The organism is Rhizobacter sp. P3_C12, assembly GCF_056402735.1.
The window spans coordinates 1-18,830 of sequence record NZ_JBFUGW010000122.1 but is presented as its reverse complement, the minus strand read 5'-3'; the positions used below and the strand labels follow the sequence as shown (position 1 = coordinate 18,830).

At 67.5% G+C, this 18,830-nt stretch carries 16 protein-coding genes; 14 read left to right on the top strand and 2 right to left on the bottom strand.

What is annotated here, in order from left to right:
* The 14 genes from AC1DXV_RS18905 to AC1DXV_RS18840 form a co-directional block, all read left to right on the top strand.
* On the top strand, positions 1-267 hold a 267-nt coding region (locus AC1DXV_RS18905), incomplete at its 5' end, for a type VI secretion system protein TssA (protein ID WP_477934961.1).
* A 50-nt stretch (positions 268-317) separates the two neighbouring features.
* Positions 318-827: a type VI secretion system contractile sheath small subunit gene (gene tssB, locus AC1DXV_RS18900; protein ID WP_477865430.1), complete on the top strand. Its 510-nt coding sequence runs from the start codon at positions 318-320 to the stop codon at positions 825-827.
* 25 nt (positions 828-852) lie between these two features.
* A complete protein-coding gene (tssC, locus tag AC1DXV_RS18895; protein ID WP_477934959.1) occupies positions 853-2,346 on the top strand; it encodes a type VI secretion system contractile sheath large subunit in 1,494 nt (497 codons plus the stop codon).
* A gap of 185 nt (positions 2,347-2,531) precedes the next feature.
* The gene (locus AC1DXV_RS18890; protein WP_465113835.1) at positions 2,532-3,014 is read left to right on the top strand and encodes an Hcp family type VI secretion system effector; all 483 of its coding nucleotides are present in this window, start codon (positions 2,532-2,534) and stop codon (positions 3,012-3,014) included.
* 89 nt (positions 3,015-3,103) lie between these two features.
* Complete coding sequence (locus AC1DXV_RS18885; RefSeq protein ID WP_477865432.1) at positions 3,104-3,592, top strand: Hcp family type VI secretion system effector; 489 nt, start codon at positions 3,104-3,106, stop codon at positions 3,590-3,592.
* Between the two features lies 1 nt (position 3,593).
* On the top strand, positions 3,594-4,436 hold the full coding sequence (locus AC1DXV_RS18880; protein ID WP_477934957.1) for a type VI secretion system accessory protein TagJ: 843 nt from the start codon (positions 3,594-3,596) through the stop codon (positions 4,434-4,436).
* 9 nt (positions 4,437-4,445) lie between these two features.
* Positions 4,446-4,970, top strand: a complete 525-nt coding sequence (gene tssE, locus AC1DXV_RS18875) for a type VI secretion system baseplate subunit TssE (protein WP_477865434.1) — start codon at positions 4,446-4,448, stop codon at positions 4,968-4,970.
* A gap of 13 nt (positions 4,971-4,983) precedes the next feature.
* Positions 4,984-6,852 carry a type VI secretion system baseplate subunit TssF gene (gene tssF / locus AC1DXV_RS18870; RefSeq protein WP_477865435.1) on the top strand — a complete coding sequence of 623 codons (1,869 nt, stop codon included), beginning with the start codon at positions 4,984-4,986 and terminating at the stop codon, positions 6,850-6,852.
* Positions 6,849-7,928, top strand: a complete 1,080-nt coding sequence (tssG, locus tag AC1DXV_RS18865; RefSeq protein WP_477865436.1) for a type VI secretion system baseplate subunit TssG — start codon at positions 6,849-6,851, stop codon at positions 7,926-7,928. The genes tssF and tssG overlap by 4 nt, the downstream gene beginning before the upstream one ends.
* A gap of 9 nt (positions 7,929-7,937) precedes the next feature.
* A complete protein-coding gene (tssH, locus tag AC1DXV_RS18860; protein ID WP_477934955.1) occupies positions 7,938-10,655 on the top strand; it encodes a type VI secretion system ATPase TssH in 2,718 nt (905 codons plus the stop codon).
* A gap of 16 nt (positions 10,656-10,671) precedes the next feature.
* On the top strand, positions 10,672-12,006 hold the full coding sequence (locus AC1DXV_RS18855) for a tetratricopeptide repeat protein (RefSeq protein WP_477934953.1): 1,335 nt from the start codon (positions 10,672-10,674) through the stop codon (positions 12,004-12,006).
* 166 nt (positions 12,007-12,172) lie between these two features.
* Entirely contained in the window at positions 12,173-14,437 is a 2,265-nt protein-coding gene (locus tag AC1DXV_RS18850; RefSeq protein ID WP_477934951.1) for an RHS repeat domain-containing protein, read from the top strand.
* A 40-nt stretch (positions 14,438-14,477) separates the two neighbouring features.
* The gene (locus tag AC1DXV_RS18845) at positions 14,478-14,930 is read left to right on the top strand and encodes an SEL1-like repeat protein (RefSeq protein WP_477864832.1); all 453 of its coding nucleotides are present in this window, start codon (positions 14,478-14,480) and stop codon (positions 14,928-14,930) included.
* A 119-nt stretch (positions 14,931-15,049) separates the two neighbouring features.
* Positions 15,050-15,211, top strand: coding sequence for an antitoxin (locus AC1DXV_RS18840; RefSeq protein WP_477934949.1), 162 nt, complete (start codon positions 15,050-15,052; stop codon positions 15,209-15,211).
* A gap of 27 nt (positions 15,212-15,238) precedes the next feature.
* Here AC1DXV_RS18840 and AC1DXV_RS18835 read toward each other — a convergent pair whose 3' ends face one another.
* Together AC1DXV_RS18835 and AC1DXV_RS18830 are read right to left on the bottom strand one after the other, a co-directional pair.
* Positions 15,239-17,626, bottom strand: a complete 2,388-nt coding sequence (locus AC1DXV_RS18835) for a di-heme oxidoreductase family protein (RefSeq protein ID WP_477934947.1) — start codon at positions 17,624-17,626, stop codon at positions 15,239-15,241.
* A 109-nt stretch (positions 17,627-17,735) separates the two neighbouring features.
* The coding region (locus AC1DXV_RS18830) for a cupin-like domain-containing protein (RefSeq protein WP_477934945.1) at positions 17,736-18,830 on the bottom strand (1,095 nt) is incomplete at its 5' end.

Below are 18,830 nucleotides of genomic sequence, written 5' to 3'. Positions count from 1 at the left end.
GCCGATGCGGCCGGCGCCGAGGGCGCGGCAGCCGCCACGGGCGGCAGCGCCGTCGCGGTCGGCGCGCTGCGCAGCCGCGAAGACGTGAGCCGCACGCTCGACCGCGTCTGCGAATGGATCGAACGCAACGAACCCAGCAACCCGGCACCGCTGCTGATCCGCCGCGCGCAGCGGCTGATGGGCAAGAATTTCATGGACATCATCCGCGACCTCGCGTCCGACGGCCTCGGCCAGGTCGAACGCATCGCCGGCAGTCCCGACCAGTGACCCAGGTCAACAGGCCCTAATCCACCGAACCCGCCCCAGAGGAGTCCACCATGGCCACCAGCAGTCAGAAATTCATCGCCCGCAACCGCGCGCCGCGCGTCCAGATCGAATACGACGTGGAGCTCTACGGCGCCGAGAAGAAGGTGCAGCTGCCCTTCGTGATGGGCGTGCTGTCCGACCTGTCGGGCAAGCCGGCCGACCCGCTCGCGCCGGTGGCCGACCGCAAGTTCCTCGAGTTCGATGTCGACAACTTCGACAGCCGCATGAAATCGATGAAGCCGCGCGTCGCGTTCCAGGTGCCCAACACGCTGACCGGCGAAGGCAACGTCAGCGTCGACCTCACCTTCAACAGCATGGACGACTTCTCGCCGGCCGCCGTGGCGCGCAACAACGACGCGCTGCGCAGGCTGCTCGAGGCCCGCCAGCAGCTGTCGAACCTGATCACCTACATGGACGGCAAGAGCGGCGCCGAGGAATTGCTGGCCAAGGTGATGGCCGACCCGGCACTGCTGAACAGCCTGGCCGGGGCCAAGAAGGCCGACGAGCCGAAGGCCGAGTAAGCGCGCAGCGACACAGGAGAAAGACATGGCAGAAGCACAGAATCAATCCTCCGCGCTGCAGGGCGTCGAATTCCAGGGCGGCGATTTCGCGAGCCTGCTGAACAAGGAATTCAAGCCGAAGAGCGAAGAGGCGAAATCGGCGGTCGAGACCGCGATCCTCACGCTCGCGCAGCAGGCGCTGTCGCAGACCAAGCTGATCGGCACCGATGTCGTCAACTCGATCGAGGCGATGATCGCCGAGCTCGACAAGAAGCTCAGCGAGCAGATCAACCTGATCATGCACCACCCCGAGTTCCAGCAACTCGAGAGCGCATGGCGCGGGCTGCACCACCTCGTCAACAACACCGAGAGCGACGAGCAGCTGAAGATCCGCGTGATGAACATCAGCAAGAACGAGCTCGGCAAGACGCTCAAGCGCTACAAGGGCACGGCCTGGGACCAGAGCCCGATCTTCAAGCGCGTCTATGAGGAAGAGTTCGGCCAGTTCGGCGGCGAGCCGTTCGGCTGCCTGGTCGGCGACTACTACTTCGGCCAGACCCCGCCCGATGTCGAGCTGCTGGGCGAGATGGCCAAGGTGTCGGCCTCGGCCCACACCCCGTTCATCGCCGCGGCCGACCCGAGCCTGATGCAGATGGGCTCGTGGCAGGAGCTGGCGAACCCGCGCGACCTGAGCAAGATCTTCACGACGCCGGAATACGCCGCGTGGCGCTCGCTGCGCGAGTCGGACGACGCCCGCTACATCGGCCTCGCGATGCCGCGCTTCCTGGCGCGCATCCCGTACGGCGCGAAGACCAACCCGGTCGAGGCGTTCAACTTCGAGGAAGACACCGGCAGCGCCGACCACACCAAGTACACCTGGGCGAACTCGGCGTACGCGATGGCGGTCAACATCAACCGCTCGTTCAAGCAGTATGGCTGGTGCTCGCGCATCCGCGGCATCGAATCCGGCGGCGCGGTCGAGGGCCTGCCCACGCACACCTTCCCGACCGATGACGGCGGCGTCGACATGAAGTGCCCGACCGAGATCGCGATCAGCGACCGGCGCGAGGCCGAACTCGCACGCAACGGCTTCATGCCGCTGGTGCACCGCAAGAACTCCGACTTCGCGRCCTTCATCGGCGCGCAGTCGCTGCAGAAGCCGGCCGAGTACGACGACCCGGACGCCTCGGCCAACGCCAACCTGGCGGCCCGCCTGCCGTACCTGTTCGCGACCTGCCGCTTCGCGCACTACCTGAAGTGCATCGTGCGCGACAAGGTGGGCTCGTTCAAGGAGCGCGACGAAGTGCAGCGCTGGCTGCAGGACTGGATCATGAACTACGTGGACGGGGATCCCGCCCACTCGTCCGAAGACACCAAGGCGCGCCGCCCGCTGGCGGCCGCCGAGGTGGTGGTGGAAGACGTCGAAGGCAACCCGGGCTACTACAGCTCGAAGTTCTTCCTGCGCCCCCACTACCAGCTGGAAGGTCTGACAGTGTCTCTGCGCCTGGTGTCGAAGCTGCCCTCACAGAAGGCGGCCTGATCCAGGTACAGGAAAGCGTGGCCGGCGTGGAACCTCCCACGGCGCGCCGCGCGCATCGCAGCCCGGGAGGTTCAGCTTGCCGGGAACGAAACAGAAACGCCGGGCGCACGACGGAATACCCAGACGTCGTGGCACCCCTCCCCGGCATCCCACAAGCGGGTCAACTCAGTTGAAGGAGAAGCATCATGGCTGTAGACATGTTCATCAAGATCGGTGACATCAAGGGCGAGTCGAAGGACAGCTCGCACAAGGACGAGATCGACGTCCTGGCATGGAACTGGGGCTGCGCCCAGAGCGCCTCGTTCGGCAACGGCGCCGGCGGCGGTTCGGGCAAGGTCAGCATCCAGGACCTGTCGCTGACCAAGTACGTCGACGCTTCGTCGACCGCCCTGGCGATGGCCAGCTTCAAGGGCACGCACATCAAGCAGGCCGTGCTGACCGTGCGCAAGGCCGGCGACAAGCCGCTCGAGTACATCAAGATCACGCTCGAGAGCGTCATCGTGTCGTCGCTGTCCACCGGCGGCAGCGGCGGTGAAGACCGGCTGACGGAAAACATCAGCCTGAACTTCGCGAAGTTCAAGATGGAATACACCACGCAGTCGGACACCGGCGGCAAGGGTTCCACCAGCACTGTCGGCATCAACAAAGAGACGAACGAAGTCAAGTGATCGGTCGCAGGCTTCCTGCGCACGCCACGGATCGGCCTTCGGGCCGTTTCGTGGCGATCCCTTTTTGAAAACGCCAGCAAGGAAAGACCATGGGCAAGTCCGACATGTACCTGAAGGTCGAGGGCGCGGCGCAGGGCCCGATCAAGGGCGAATCGCGCGATGCCACGCACACCGACGAGATCGAGGTCATCGGCTGGAGCTGGGGCCTGGACGGCAATGCGACGGCCTTCGGCAGCGCGGCCGCCCGCACGACGATGCAGGAGCTGATCGTGCGCAAGCGCGTCGATTCGGCCAGCACCGGCCTGATGTCGGCGCTGCGCAGCAATGAAGTCATCAAGAAGGCGACGCTGTCGGTGCACAAGGCCGGCGGCGCCGCGTCGATCGCGTACCTGACGATCACCGTCGAGAAGGCGCGCATCCTGTCGCACCGGCTGCGCAACGAGACCGACGGCGCGCCGGAGCTGGTCGAGGAGTTCCGCATCGCCTTCTTCAAGGTGAAGGTCGAGTACCGCTCGCAAGACCTCGCCGGCGCCGCCAAGGGCGTCAACACCTTCGAGAACGAAGTGCAGGCAGGCTGAAATGACGCCCGTCCAAGCTGCGGAACTGGCCCTGAAAGAGGGCCGCACCGATGCCGCGCTGAAGAGCCTGCAGGATGGCGTGCGCGCCAAGCCGGCCGACCCGAAGCTGCGCGTCTTCCTGTTCCAGCTGCTGTGCGTGCTCGGCCAGTGGCCGCGCGCGATGACGCAGCTCGAGGTGTGCGGCGAGCTCGATGCCTCGACGCTGCCGATGGTCAACACCTACCGCGAGGCGCTGAAGTGCGAGACGCTGCGCGAGGCGGTGTTCGCCRGCAAGACCACGCCGATGGTGTTCGGCCGGCCGCAGGCCTGGGTGGCCTGGCTGGTCGAGGCGCTGATGGCCGATGCCCGCGGCGATGCGGCACTGGCCGCCAAGCTGCGCGCCGATGCCTTCGAGGCCGCGCCGCCGACGCCGGGCACGCTGAACGGCCAGCCGTTCGACTGGATCGCCGATGCCGATTCGCGGCTCGGCCCGGTGCTCGAGGCGCTGATCAACGGCCGCTACTGCTGGGTGCCGTTCAGCGCGCTGACGAAGATCACGATCGAGGAACCCGCCGACCTGCGCGACATGGTGTGGAGCGCCGCGCAGCTCGAGTTCACCAACGGCGGCCAGTCGGTGGCACTGATCCCGACCCGCTACCCCGGCACCGCCACCGAGGGCGATGCGCTGGCGCAGCTGGCGCGCCGCACCGAATGGCAGGCCTTGAACGACGAGCACTTCCGCGGCATCGGCCAGCGCGTGCTGGCGCTCGGCGAGCACGACAGCGACCTGCTGGCGGTGCGCGAGATCACGCTGGAACCGCTGCCGGTGCCGGACGACGAGCCGACGCCGGACGCCGCGGTTTGACACGACGCCATGGCCAACCATGAGGTCCGCGATCGCCTGCAGCCGGTCCTGCTCGACCGCCTGACCGACCTCAACCCGCATTCGCGCGTCGAGTCGGACGAGTCGCGCGTGATGAACAAGGCGCAGATCCGCGAGGCGGTGCTGCGCGACCTGTCGTGGCTGCTGAACGCCGTCAAGCCGATGCCGCGACTGTCGGAGCAATACCCGCTGGCCGGCGAATCGGTGGTCAACTTCGGGCTGCCACCGATGTCGGGCCAGCTCGCATCGCGCATCGACATCCCGCTGCTCGAACGCACGATCAAGCAAGCCATCCTGCGCTTCGAGCCGCGCGTGATGGAAGACTCGCTCGAGGTGAAGGCGATCGAGCCGTCCAGCGTGCTCGACACGCACAACGTCATCGAGTTCGAGATCCGCGGCTTCATGTGGGCCCAGCCGGTGCCGCTGGAACTGCTGCTGCGCACCCAGGTCGACCTGGAAGCCGGCCAGATCGAGGTGCGCGACGCCGCCAGCGGCTCCCTGAAACGCAAGACCTGAACGGCCGCCCTCGATGGATCCGAACCTGCTTCGCCTGTACAACGACGAACTCGGCCACCTGAAGGAGGTCGGTGCCGAGTTCGCGAAGGAATTCCCGAAGATCGCCGCCCGCCTGTCGATGGACGGCGTCGAGGTCACCGACCCGTATGTCGAACGCCTGCTGGAGGGCTTCGCCTTCCTCGCGGCGCGCGTGCAGCTGAAGATCGACGCCGAGCACCCGCGGCTGATCCAGCACCTGCTCGAGACCGTGTACCCCGGCTTCCTGTCGCCGATGCCGTCGACGATGATCGCGCGCATGCGGCCCGACCCGCTGGACCCGAACCTCGCGCGCGGCTTCACCGTCAAGCGCGGCAGCGCGCTGCACAGCGAGACGGTGCGCGGCCAGAACACGCGCTGCGAGTTCCGCACCGCGCACGACGTGACGCTGTGGCCGGTCGAGATCGACACGGTGCARTACTTCACCCACGCGCCCGACCTGCCGATCGCGCACCTGCCGCCGGCCCGCCAGGTGCGCGGCGGCCTGCGCATCCGGCTGAAGGCGAGCGCCGGGCTGAAGTTCAGCCAGCTGCCGATGGAGCGGCTGGATTTCTACATCAGCGCCGGCGACGACGTGGCCTTCCGGCTGCACGAGCTGGTGCTGGGCGCCAGCCTCGCGAGCTGGGTGCAGGGCGGTGCCTCGCGCTCGCCGAGCCAGGGCTATGCCGATGCGGCGTCGGTCGAGGCCGTCGGCTACGACGACGACCAGGCGCTGCTGCCCGAGACGCTGCGCGGCTTCAGCGGGCACCGCCTGCTGCAGGAGTACGCGGCGCTGCCGCAGCGCTTCCTGTTCTTCTCGGTCACCGACCTGGCGCGGCGGCTGGCGCGCGTCGACAGCAGCGAGTGCGAGATCGTGCTGCTGTTCGGCCGCGGCGAGCCGGCGCTCGAATCGCTGGTCGATGCCAACAGCCTCGCGCTGTACTGCACGCCGGCGATCAACCTGTTCCCGAAGCGGCTCGACCGCATCCAGCTCGGCCCGGGCAGCTGGGAGCACCATGCAGTGCCCGACCGCACGCGGCCGATGGACTACGAGGTCCACACGATCGAGAGCGTCACCGGCTTCGGCACCGGCCAGGTCGCCGAGCAGCGCTTCCTGCCGCTGTACGCCACCTTCCACGAGGAATCGCGCAACCACGGCGCGTTCTACACACTGCGGCGCGAACCGCGGCTGCTGTCGAGCCGCCAGCGCCTCGAAGGGCCGCGCTCGGCCTACATCGGCCAGGAGGTGTTCCTGTCGCTGGTCGATCCGCGCAATGCGCCGTACCGCGAGGACATCCGCCAGGTCTCGCTGAGCGCGCTCGTCACCAACCGCGACCTGCCGACGCTGCTGCCCGGCTCGGCCAGCACCTGGACGCTCGACGTCGCCGGGCCGGCCGGCCGCATCGAGACGCTGCGCGGCCCGTCGCGGCCGGTGCAGCGCATCGCGCGCGGCGATGTCGGCTGGTCGCTCGTCAGCCTGCTGACGCTGAACTACCTGAGCATCGCCGGCGAAGACCCGCGCCGCGCCGCGTCGGCGCTGCGCAGCCTGATGGCGCTGCACGGGCCGGAGCAGGACGTGAGCTGGAGCAAGCAGGTCGAGGGCATCCAGGCGGTGGAGGCGCGCGCGGTGGTGCGCCGCCTGCCCTTCCCCGGCCCGCTGACCTTCGGCTGCGGCGTCGAGGTGACGACCACCGTCGACGAGCTCGGCTTCCAGGGCTCCAGCGCCTTCCTGCTCGGCTGCGTGCTGGAGCACTTCTACGCGCGGCACGCGTCGGCCAACAGCTTCTCGGAGACCATCGTCCGCTCGGCGACGCGCGGCGAGATCCTGCGCTCGCCGCCGCGCATCGGCTCGAAGGCGATGCTGTGAGTGCGACGCCACCCCATCCTCAAGACCCGAAGGCGCTGCACGAACGCCGCACGCGGCTGTTCGACGAGATCGCGAAGCAACCGTGGGCGCACGACTTCTTCGCGGTGCTGCGCCAGATCGATGCGCTGTGGCCGCAATCGCCGCGGCTCGGCTCGGCGCTGCGGCCCGGGGCCGAGCCGGTGCGGCTGGGGCAGGACCCGGAACTCGATTTCGCGCCGGCCGGTGTGATGTCGTTCGAGGCCAGCGATCGCAACGTGCCGCGCCTGGGCGTGCGCTTCTTCGGGCTGTTCGGGCCGATGGGGCCGCTGCCGCTGCACTACACCGAGCATGCGCGCGACCGGCTGCGCAACCACGGCGACGCCACCTTCGCGCGCTTCGCCGACATGTTCCACCACCGCATGCTGCTGCTGTTCTACCGCGCCTGGTCGCAGTCGCAGCCGGCCGTGCAGGCCGATCGCGCGAGCGACGACCAGTTCGCGAAATGGGTCGGCGCGCTGTTCGGCCAGGCACCGGCCGCGTTGCGCGGCGCCGATGCGGTGCCCGATGCCGCGAAGCGCTTCGCGAGCGGCCACCTGGCGAGCGCGACGCGCCGGCCGGAATCGATCGTCAAGGTGCTGCGCCAGTACTTCGCGGTGCCGATCCGCGTGGAATCGCACGTCGGCCACTGGCTGCCGCTGCGCCCCGAAGACCGCACCCGCCTCGGCGGCCGCGGCAACCTGGGCGCGGCACTCGGCGTCTCGGCGGTGGCCGGCAGCAAGGTCTGGGACCGACAGTACAAGCTGCGCCTGCACATCGGCCCGCTGACGCTCGCGCAGTACCGCCAGTTCCTGCCCGGCCAGCGCTCGCTGATCGAGCTGCGCGACTGGATGCGCCAGCTGCTCGGCTTCGAGATGCTGTGGGACCTGCGGCTGATACTGCAGGGCAGCGCGGTGCCGGCTCTGGGCCTGTCGAACGCCGCCCCCGCCGCACTCGGCCTGACCAGCTGGCTCGGCCGCAAGACGCCGCACCCCGACCGCGGCGAACTCCTCCTGAACCCGGCGCAGATGCATGCGGCCGCTTCATCGACCTCCACCTAAGGAACGACCATGGCTGAAATCAGTCGCACCGCCCTCTTCGGCAAGCTCAACCCGATCGCCTACAAGGCCATCGAAGGCGCCACGGTGTTCTGCAAGCTGCGCGGCAACCCGTACGTCGAGCTGCAGCACTGGATCTACCAGATCCTGAACGGCAACGACAGCGACCTGCACCGCATCGTCAAGCACTACGAGCTCGACGGCGCGCAGCTGGTGGCCGACCTGACGCAGTCGCTCGACCGGCTGCCGCGCGGCGCCACCTCGGTGACCGATCTGTCGAGCATCGTCGAGAACGCGGTCGAGCGCGGCTGGGTCTACGGCTCGCTGATGTTCGGCGACCGCCAGGTGCGCACCGGCTACCTGCTGGTGGGCGCGCTGAAGACGCCGTCGCTGCGCAATGCGCTGCTGGCGATCAGCAAGCAGTTCGAGCGCATCAAGCTCGACGACCTGATCGACCGCTTCGGCTCGCTGCTCGCCAGCTCGCCCGAGCATGCGCAGGCCGCGAGCGACGGCGGCGCGCCGGGCGAAGCGAGCGAGGCGATCGCGCCGGCCGCGATGGGCAAGCAGGAGGCGCTGAAGCGCTTCACGACCGACCTGACCGAGCAGGCGCGCGGCGGCAAGATGGACCCGATCGTCGGCCGCGACGACGAGATCCGCCAGGTGGTCGACATCCTGATGCGCCGCCGCCAGAACAATCCGATCCTGGTCGGCGAAGCCGGCGTCGGCAAGACGGCCATCGTCGAAGGCTTCGCGCAGCGCATCGCGCGCGGCGACGTGCCGCCTGCCCTGAAGGACGTGGAGCTGCGCGCGCTCGACGTCGGCCTGCTGCAGGCCGGCGCCAGCATGAAGGGCGAGTTCGAGCAGCGGCTGCGCTCGGTGATCGACGAGGTGCAGGCGAGTGCGAAGCCGATCATCCTGTTCATCGACGAGACGCACACGCTGGTGGGCGCCGGCGGCGCGGCCGGCACCGGCGACGCCGCCAACCTGCTGAAGCCGGCGCTCGCGCGCGGCCAGCTGCGCACGATCGGCGCGACCACCTTCGCCGAGTACAAGAAATACATCGAGAAGGATCCGGCGCTGACGCGGCGCTTCCAKAGCGTGCAGGTCGACGAGCCGGACGAGCCGAAGGCCATCCTGATGATGCGCGGCGTGGCCTCGACGATGGAGAAGCACCACAAGGTTCAGATCCTCGACGAGGCGCTGGAGGCGGCGGTGAAGCTGAGCCACCGCTACATCCCGGCGCGCCAACTGCCGGACAAGTCGGTCAGCCTGCTCGACACCGCCTGCGCGCGCGTCGCGGTCAGCCTGCATGCGACCCCTGCCGAGGTGGACGACTGCAGCAAGCGCATCGAGGCGCTGGAGACCGAGCAGGGCATCATCGGCCGCGAGGCGGCGATCGGCATCGATACGCGCGAGCGCAGCGCGTTCGTCGAAGAGCAGCTCGGCGTCGAGCGCAAGCGGCTCGATGCGCTGAAGACGCGCTGGACGGCCGAGAAGGTGCTCGTCGACAAGCTGCTCGCGCTGCGCGCGAAGCTGCGCGGCGTGGCCGGCGCGGTGGAAGGCACCGGCAGTGCGCTGGAGCAGAACGCGGAGAAGGCGGCTGCAACCGTTGCGGCCGACGCGCCGAAGCTGTCCGATGAGGACCGCGCCGCGACACTGACCGAGCTGAAGCAGGTGCAAGCCGAACTGGCCACGCTGCAGGGCGAGCACCCGCTGATCCTGCCGACGGTGGACTACCAGGCGGTGGCGAGCGTGGTCGGCGACTGGACCGGCATCCCGGTCGGCCGCATGGCGCGCAACGAGATGGAAACCATCCTGAAGGTGGCCTCGCTGCTGAGCCAGCGCGTGATCGGCCAGGACCATGCGATGGAGATGATCGCCAAGCGCATCCAGACCTCGCGGGCCGGGCTCGACAACCCGAGCAAACCGATCGGCGTGTTCATGCTGGCCGGCACCTCGGGCGTCGGCAAGACCGAGACGGCGCTCGCGCTGGCCGAGGCGCTGTACGGCGGCGAGCAGAACCTGATCACGATCAACATGAGCGAGTTCCAGGAGGCGCACACCGTCTCGACGCTGAAGGGCGCGCCCCCCGGCTACGTGGGCTATGGCGAAGGCGGCGTGCTGACCGAGGCGGTGCGGCGCAAGCCCTACTCGGTGGTGCTGCTCGACGAGGTGGAGAAGGCGCACTCCGACGTGCACGAGATGTTCTTCCAGGTGTTCGACAAGGGCTTCATGGAAGACGGCGAAGGCCGCTTCATCGACTTCAAGAACACGCTGATCCTGCTGACGACGAATGCCGGCACCGAGCTGATCGCCAACATGTGCAAGGACCCGGAGCTGATGCCCGAGGCCGAGGGGCTGGCGAAGGCGCTGCGCGAGCCGCTGCTGAAGATCTTCCCGCCGGCGCTGCTGGGCCGGCTGGTGACGATCCCGTACTACCCGCTGTCGGACGAGATGCTGGGGCAGATCGTCAAGCTGCAGCTCGGGCGCATCAAGAAGCGCGTCGAGGCGCGCTACAAGATCCCGTTCGAGGTCGGCGACGACGTGGTCAAGCTGGTCGTGAGCCGCTGCACCGAGAGCGAATCGGGCGGTCGCATGATCGACGCGATCCTGACCAACACGATGCTGCCGGACATCTCGAAGGAGTTCCTGACGCGAATGATGGACGGCACGCCGATCGAGCGGGTGAAGGTCAGCGTCGTCGACAACAACTTCCACTACGGGTTCTGAGCGCGGGGGCACGGTGATGAGCGAGGCCGATCAAGCCGGCGGTGCGCCTGAGGAAGTGAGCCTGGACGACGCGCTGAAGTACGCGATCGGCCTGCACCAGAACCGCCAGCTCGAGGGCGCCGAGCAGCTGTACCGGCGCATCCTCGAGGCGGCGCCCGATCACCCGGATGCGTTGCACCTGCTGGGGATGCTGCTGCACGAGGTGGGGCGCAGCGACGAGGGCGTCGCGTCGATCCGGCGCGCGATCGCGCTGGTGCCGGATTTCGCGGGGTACCACAACAACCTCGGCAACATCCACGTGTCGCGCCAGGAGCTGCCGGAGGCGACCGCGGCCTACGAGCGCGCGGGGGCGCTGCAACCCGGCAGCGCCGACCTGCAGAACAACCTGGGCTCGCTGTACCGCGCGCAGAAGCGCCCGGCCGAGGCGCGCGCCGCCTACCTGCGCGCGATCGAGCTCGACCCGCGGCACCTGAACGCGCACAACAACCTGGGGCTGCTGGCGGYCGCACAGGACGACCTGCCGGAGTCGATCCGCTGGTACTGCCGATCGATCGAGCTGCTGCCCGAGCACCCGGACGGCCGCAAGCTGCTGGGCATGACCTACTACACGATGGGCAAGGTGCGCGAGGCGGCCGAGGTGTTCCGCCAGTGGCTGGCCGAGGAACCGGGCCACCCGATGGCGCAGCACATGTTCGCGGCGTGTTCCGGCAGCGGTGCGCCGGAGCGGGCCTCGGACGACTACGTCGAGTACACCTTCGACCACTTCGCCGACAGTTTCGAGAAGCAGCTGAACGAGCGGTTGGACTACCGCGCGCCGCAGCTGTGCGCGCAGTTGCTGGCGCGGCTGCTGCCGCCGGCGGCGAAGCAGTTCAACGTGCTGGACGCCGGCTGCGGGACCGGGCTGTGCGGGCCGCTGGTGGCGCCGTGGGCGCGCGTGCTGGCGGGGGTGGACCTGTCCGGCGGCATGCTGAAGCATGCGCAGACCAAGGGCGTGTACAGCGACCTGTACAAGGCCGAGCTGACCGAGTTCCTGCGCGAGTCACCGGGCCAGTGGGACGTGATGCTGTCGGCCGACACGCTGTGCTACTTCGGCGACCTGATGCCGCTGATGGCCGCCGCGAGCGGCTCGGTGAAGCCGGGCGGGCTGATGGTGTTCACCGTCGAGGCGCTGCCCGATGGCCGCCCGGAGATGTTCCACCTGGAGCCGCACGGGCGCTATGCACATGCGCGGGCGCACGTGGAAGCGGCGCTCGCGGCGAACGGGTTCACGCTGGTGGAGATCAGCGGGGAGACGCTGCGGCAGGAGGGTGGGAAGCCGGTGACGGGGTGGTTGGTGGCGGCGCGGCGGTGAACTGGCCAAGCCGGGAAGGTAAACAATAGTCAACTCGCCGCTGACTGAGGGTTGCGGCGCTTGCCGTCGCTGTCGAGCCCTCTTTCAATAGCACGGCCGCATCGTCGAAGCAGTCCCTTCAGAGTTGTGTCGATGCGGTCCGATCAACCGCCCACCGGACCCGACGATGAAGACGACGACCCGCGCAGGGGTCATTGTTGTTGCGACCTGCCTGTTGAACGCCTCGCTTTGCCATGCAGAGCTTCCCCCACCGCCCATCTCGCCGACCCCGGTGAGGGCCTATGAATACGACGCCCAGGGCAACCGCACCAAGATCATCCGAGATCCGGATGGCCTGAAGCTGGAGACCAGGCTCAGCTACGACCCGCTGTATCGGGTGAAGGACCACACCGACCCGAAGAGTGGCAAGACGAGCTTCGAGTATGACGGCGGGGATCGAGCCACGAAGATCACCGATCCGAGGAACCTCGTCACGCAGTACCCGCGCGACGGCTTCGGCAACGCGATCCAGCTGATCAGTCCGGACACCGGCACGGCGAACCAGACGTACAACGAGATCGGCAACCTGACGACCCGCACGGACAGCCGCGGCGTGCTGGAGACGTACTCCTACGACGGGGTCGACCGGCTGACGCAGCTGGTCTACAGCCAGAGCGGCCAGCCCAGCTTGACGGTCAGCTGGACCTACAGCCTGAAGGGGCCGGACTACGCATACAGCGTCGGCCGGCTCAGYCGCACCGAYCACCCGAAYGGTTGGTCGCGATTCAAGTACGACCCGCGGGGGCGGGTCACCGAGGCGGTGCAGTCGGTCAGCCCGGCCACAGGAGCCAACAGCACCGCCATCGTCAGCACCACACGCTACGGCTACACGCTGGGCCGCCTGACCAGCATCACCTATCCGTCGGGCCGCACCGTCGYGCGCAGCTACACGAGCCGCAACGTGACCGCGATCGGTATGGCCCAGGACGCGAACGGCACGCCCACGCCGCTGCTCAGCGAYATCAAGTGGGAACCGTTCGGTCCGGTGACGAGCTGGAACTGGAACATGGCCAGCGGGACGACGCCGCACGAGCGCTTCTACGACCTCAGCGGACGCGTCACGCGCTACCGGCTGGGCAACGTCTTCCGCGACGTGACCTACGACGCGGCCGATCGCATCRTCAGCTTCACGCACCTGAGCGCCAACGACGGCATCCCGCAGCCGGCGCTGGACCAGAGCTTCGGCTACGACGAGAACGACCGGATCACGCAGGTGACGACGGTCGCGAGCAACTGGGCGATCATGTATGACCCGAATGGCAACCGCACCGGCGTGAGCCTRAACGGCAGCCCGAGCGTCTACACCACCGAAGCGACGAGCAACCGGCTCACGAGCATCACGAACCCGGCGAGAAGCTTCGGCTATGACAACGCCGGGAACACGGTCAGCGACAGCCCGAACTACACGGCGACCTATGGCCTGAGCGGCTCACTCGCGAGCATCACGAAGGCGGGCGTCACCGGCACCTACACCTACGACGCCAACAAGCGGCGCATCCGCAAGGTCACCAGCGCGGGCGCTAGCAGCACGGTGATCTTCGTGTATGGGCTCAACGGCGAACTGCTCGGGGAATACGACCAAGCGGGACAAGCGCTGCGCGAATACGTGTGGCTCGACGACATCCCGGTGGCGATGTTCATGCCGGATCCGGCGAATCCCAGCGGCGGACCGCTGGTGTTCTACATCCACGCTGATCACCTCAATGCGCCGCGGCTTGTGGTCGACATGAACAACGCGACTCGCTGGCAATGGCTTGCCGAGCCGTTCGGCACGACCGCGCCCGAGGTCAACCTGAGCGGACTCGGAGTCTTCACGCAGAACCTGCGGTTCCCCGGGCAGTATGCGGATGCGGAGAGCGGGCTGCTCTACAACCATCACCGCTACTACGCACCCGATGGAGGCGTCTACCGGCAAAGCGATCCGATTGGACTTGGTGGAGGAGTAAACACATATACCTACACGTTGAACAACCCGTTGAGCTATGTCGATCCAAACGGACTTGCGAGGTGTGTGGTCAGCATTTTCGGAATCGTGTGTCCACCTTCTACGCCTCCTACTTGGAATCCCGACTTCCCTCAGCCGGTTGCTCCGCCATCCGGCTATCCGCATACGCCCGCACCGCTGCCTGGAAAGCCGATTGCCGACCTGAGGAAACCGAACATCACGCCTTTGAAGCCGGGGCCAGGCGACAACGGTGGTGGCGGCGCCCCCGATGGAAAACGGGCGGCCTGCGTACAGTCCTGTCAGGTCATATATAAAGCCATGTACGACGCATGCTGGATCACGTATTCGGGCGGACGCTCAACCGTTGACATTGAAGGCTTGATCACCTGTATCGGCCAAGCAGACAAGAGCCGCGCCGCATGCATCGAACTCTGTGAATGTGAGTAAAAACATGTTCCCCTCACCAAGATCCACACTGCGCCTGTCAATGGACACTACCGGCAAGGTCGTCTCCATCTATGGACGGTCCTCTCCGGAAAATGACGAGGAAGTTCTTGTATCGACAATCAATCTCGAATCATATGCGGATGAGCAAACGACCCAGAACGTTGTCGGGCAGGTCGTTCTGCAATCGCTCCGGACGCTCTCCGGACTTCCGGGTGCGACGAGCAACGACGATGACATCCTTGCAGTGATCAGACCGGCCGCCGAGGCCGGAGATGCGCGAGCCCAGAGAATCATGGGCAGCTTCTGCGAGAGAAAAGCTCTCGATGCGCGAGATGCAAAGCTTCTGGACGATGCTGAATCCTGGTATCAGCGCGCCGTGGGGCTCGGGGATCAGGACGCACGGCACTACCTTTCGAAGGTGTGGCCTCGGCATCGATTGACGCTTCAAAAGATGATCGAAAACGCCCCCCCCAAGAGCGCCCCCTCGGAATAGAACAACAAACCTCCTACGGAGCCTGCCATACCAATGGTCCAGTTCCAGTGAGCGAACGGCGTACCTCGTTGTTCCGCAACGGGCCCCATCAGGCGGTTCGGATCCCTCGCGAGTTCGAGATGGAAGGATCCGAGGTGCTGATACGCAAGGAATGTGAGCGCCTGATCCTGACGCCCCTCCGAAAGAACCGCTTGCTGGATCTGCTGGCGTCCTGGGAGCAACTGGACGACGATTTGCCCGAACTTGCCGACAGGCCTCCGCAGCCCCGGGACGAACTCTGAGGTCCGCGCCGGGTGCACACATTCGCTTTACAGCGACTCCAGGAACGAGATCACCGCGTCGCGATCCGCCTTGCTGAGTGCCTCGAACTTCGCCCGGCTGCCGCTGCCCTCCCCGCCGTGCCAGCCGATCGCCTCCACCAGCGTTCGAGCCCGCCCGTCGTGCAGGTAGCGCACGCTGCTCGCATCCGCGAAGCCGGTCTCCTTCTGCACGTACTTCAGCGAACCCAGCCCCCACAGCGGCTGGGTGCGCCACAGGCTCGGGCCGGCCTGGCCTTCGGTCATCGTGTCGGCCAGCTCCGCACCCATGTCGTGCAGCAGCACGTCGGTGTAGGGGTGGATGGTCTGGTTGCGCAGTTCCTGGAACGGGTGGTTCGCGCCCGTCTTCAGCTCCGCCTTGTGGCAGCCGGTGCAGCCGGCCTGCGTGAACAGCTGGTTGCCACGCGCAATCGCCGTGCGCAGCGTGTCGGGGATGTCGTGCTCCGGCGGCGTGACCGTGCCGTCGGTGTAGCCGCTCGCGTACTTGCGCTGCGCGGGCACGCCCAGCAGCTGCAGGTACGACGCGATGCGATCGAGTTCCAGGTCGCTGAGCGACGGTGTCGCGGTGCTGGTCTTGCAATCGGCCGCGCCGCGCTGGCAGCTCACTGACTTGAAGGCGGGCGTCGTGACGCCCATGTCCTGCAGGAAAGCGCCTGCGGCCTGTTGCCGCACCGTCGCCTTGCCGGCCTTCCAGCCGTAGCGGCCGAGGTGGCGCTGGCCGGTCTCGGGGTCAATCGACCAGTTGGGAATGCCGCGGATGCCGTCGCCGTTCGCGTCCTGCGGGTCGGCCAGCGCGAGGATGGTGGTCTCGTCCAGCGCCTCGATCAGCCCCATGCCCACCACCTGCGGTGCCTGCCGCACCGACAGCTGCGCGGGCACCGGCCCCTTGAACGCGTAGACCGGCTTCTGCAGTTCGACCGTCTCGCCGCCAGCCAGCGTGCGCACCGTCTTCACGAACGACTGGATCGAGACGCCGTAGTCGGGCGCACCCGTCGTGCGCGACAGCTGCTGCACATTGACGCCATAGGTGGCATCGGGCGTGATGGACGTGCTCGTGCTCGCCGCCGCGGTCAGCACCGCGAACTTGTTCAACGGCGTGCCAACGTCTGCTGCCGGGCTGCGGCCGTTCAGCGTGTGGCAGCCCAGGCAGCGCACTTCGTTGAAGCGCTCGCCAAGCTGGTTGGCATGCGCGGTGAAGACCGGGTTCACCGTCGGGCTCTCGGAGTGCTTGCCGTCGAGGAACGAGGTGTGGAACAGCCGGCGCCCTTCGACGAAGCGCTGCATGTTGGCGATGCCGATGTTGTTGGCGGTCTGCTGGAACACGCGGTGCGGCTCTTCCGAATAGTTGTACGAGACGCTGGCCTGGCCGCCCAGCAGCGCGTCGTCGGGCAGCGGGGTGGTGTCGAGCTTGGGCGCGATGCCGTACCACGGCACCATGCCCTTGCCGACCACGTAGAGCTGCTCGAACGAGTAGTCGCGGTTGTGGCCGCCGTCGATCAGCGCGATGTCGGTGCCGGGCGTGTAGTCGAGGAACACGCCGGGCGACATCTCGATCTTGTCGCCGACCTTCAGCTTGTTGTTCGCCCGCGTGATGCCCTGGTACTGCGCCTCGTCGGCCATGCGCCAGTAGTCGGTGATGCTCTGCGCCACGCACAGGTCGGCGATGGCGGTGGCGGGGTTGCAGCGCTGCGTGCCGTCCTTCGGGTTCGTGTAGCCGACGCCCATCTTCCAGCCGTACTCGATGACGTTCGGGTCCAGCCGGCGGAATGCGCTGAAGCTGTTGTTGATCATCGTGCCGACGTTCGGCTTCAGGTAGGCGGTGATCTTCTGGCGGCCGGCCGGCACCTCGTCGCGGATCACCAGGCCGAAGGTGCGGTTCTGGAAGTAGAACGGCGGGAAGGCGAAGTAGCTGCCCGGGCCCTTGTCGACGGTGTCGGTCCACGGCTCGCCACCTTCGCGCGCATGGCGAGGCGTCGGGCGGAAGCCGGCGTAGGTGACGAGCGTGCCGTCGGCTTCGGTGACCTGGATCTGCTCGGTCACCGGGGTGCTGCTGGTGAACAGCGGCACGTAGTCGGTGGCACCGGAGTCGGTCGGCGCCGGTGCGGGCGCTGCCGTGGGAGTCGGTGCAGGGGCCGGCGCAGGGCCTGCCGTGGGAGCCGGAGCAGGTGCCGGTGCGGGAGCAGGCGACGGAGCGGGTGCGGGAGAGGGAGCGGGCGCATTGCTCGTCGGCGGCGGGCTCGCCGCGGGACTCGAATCGTCACCGCCGCCCGAACCGCAGGCCGACAGCGCCATCGCCGCGCTGAACAACATGGCCACCGTGGCGAGTGCCTGCGATCTGCTGCTCGGCCCTGCGCCTGCGAACGTCTGCTTCTGCTTCATGGAATCCTCCCGTTTGCGATCGGCTGATACGGGCGGTTACCTGCCCGTGCTCGTGTTCGATTTGTTCGAGCACCAATTGCAAGAGGCATTCCAGACAGAGAGCGTCACTTCACCAGTTGTGAATCTCCGCATTCACATACGTGAAGTCATTCGGGATCGCCAGGTTCGAGTACGAGAAGGACAGGCTCACGTCCAGCGAGGTCACCTGGTGCCACCAGCCGAGCGGCAGGAACATCGTCTCGCCGGGTTCGACGATCACCTCCAGCACCTTCACGCTCGCGAAATCGGGGTGGCGCACCAGGTCGGGTGCGTCGAGGTCGATCGGGCTGTAGACGCGGAAATGGTTGTAGAGCTTGGGCGTCTCCAGCGGCGAGATGAAGCGCCAGCGCTTGCGGCCGACGATCTGCGTGTGCATCAGCATCAGCGTGTCGTGGTGCAGCGGCGTGCGCGTACCGGCCGGGCCGAACCAGAACGACGAGCGCGCCGCCAGCTGCGCCGGATCGCAGATCTCGGGCAGCGTGCCGATGTCTTTCAGCAGCGGTGCGAACTCGGGGCGCCGCAGCACCTCGTTGTTGGCGGTCAGGTAGTAGTCGTTGGTCGCACCGCCGGCCAGCACCTGGTCGACGAAGGTGCCGAGCCGCAGCGTGCGCCGGTGCTCCAGCTTGTTCTGCTCGTAGTTCGAGTCGGCGTTGCGCTCGGCCTGGATCTCCACGTCGAGGTGGCCGAAGCGGGTCTTCAGGTCCTGCGGCGACCAGCGCGTGACGGCCGGCCAGTCGCGCGCCGCTTCGGTCAGCACCAGCGGGCGGCTGCCGCGCACGTAGCGCTCGATGAACTCGTCGCGCGAGACGTGGCTGCGCTTCTCGACCCGCCCGTAGTGCGGCGACGATTCCCACAGCTTCTGCTGGTTGGCGAGCACCGATTCGAACTTGCGCTGCATCTGCTGGTAGCGCTTGGCCGCGAGGTAGGCCGGGTCGCTGTCCATGCGCACGATCGCCGCCTCGCTCTCGGCGCGCGACAGGCCGGCGGCCGTCATCGTCTGCAGCATCGATTCCATCGCGCAGTTGCGCAGCTTGTTCTCGGCCACCCATTGCAGCCAGCCGTTGTCGACGGGGCGGTGCTGGGGTTGGGGGACAGCTTGGGTCGGGGCCTGGGCCTGGAACTCGCGCGGGCGCGGCGCGGGCATCAGCGTGGAAGAGCTCATGGC